Raw genomic sequence first — 1,093 nt, 5'->3', positions numbered from 1 at the left:
CTACCAGTACGTTATCGCATTAGATAAAGCAGTGGCGAGTTTAAATAAGCACGAGAGCAACTCCGTTACAGAAGATGAAGTGGACGAGGTCATTGAGTTGACGTTTGAGAGCGTAAACCGCTTTAGACGCTCTATCCCTTATGAAGAAAACTTAAAGCGTTACTACGTTAATATTGATAACTATTTGTCGTGGTATACCGAGCAGAAGTTTTTGTCTCTCGTTGCTCATCTTCCTCGAGAAGGCGATTACAGCACCATTAAACAGCGTTTGATTACTCTGTGTGAGAAAGAACAAGCGCATCGCAAGCTAAACAAATACAACTCTCCTCGCGTGGTTGAAGACGTGACGCGTCTTTCAAACAAAATGCGTTTGTTAAGACGTCTGATTGAACACCCTATTGTTTTGCGTGAGCAAACTATCTCCATGGGTAACAACATCAAGCGAGCGATTAAAGGGATTGCGACGGGCTTGGTTATGGTCGTAGTGACATCGACCGTTATTCTAGCCCGAGACTACCTTGGCGAGATCTCCGCATCTTTCATTATAGCGATGTCTTTTATCTATGCTTTACGCGAGATTTTTAAAGATGATCTGCGTGATGCGATGTGGCGTTGGATTCGTAAAGGCAAACCTAAGTGGCGTAAAAAGTACATCGACCCGACGACGAAGAAAGTCGTCGGTAAAAAATTAGAATGGCTTGATTATAAAACGCTATCGAGCTTGCCAGACAAGATTCAACAGATTCGTAAAAAACGCGTCGTTCAAAGAGAAGAACAAATTCTTCACTACCATTAAAAAACAGAATTGGCGACGTCGCTCTTTTTAAGTGGTTATGAACAGACTCGAGAAGCGTTGAACATCTGTTTGCGGTCGATCATTCGCCTAATGGATAAGAGCTCAAACCGCGTTTATCGTCTAAATGAAGGGCAAGTGACCAAAGAGTCTGTAGAGAAACGTCATTTACTCAATGTGATCGTCAAAGAAGACAACCACACTGATGCGCCCGTTTACTACCGTTGGAAAGTCGTGCTAAACCGCTCGAAAATAGTCTCTATCGAGAAAATCGAGCTCAATTAAAAAACGGATTCAAAC

1 pseudogene is annotated in these 1,093 nt (G+C 42.6%); it reads left to right on the top strand.

Features of this window, described 5'->3' with window-relative positions:
* Window positions 1-1,078: pseudogene (locus tag R7P74_RS24980) on the top strand (hypothetical protein); the annotation flags it as partial.
* Window positions 1,079-1,093: the final 15 nt, after the last annotated feature.

The organism is Vibrio sp. 2033, assembly GCF_033339735.1.
The sequence above is the reverse complement of the archived record's forward strand: the minus strand, read 5'-3'. Positions and strand labels throughout refer to the sequence as shown.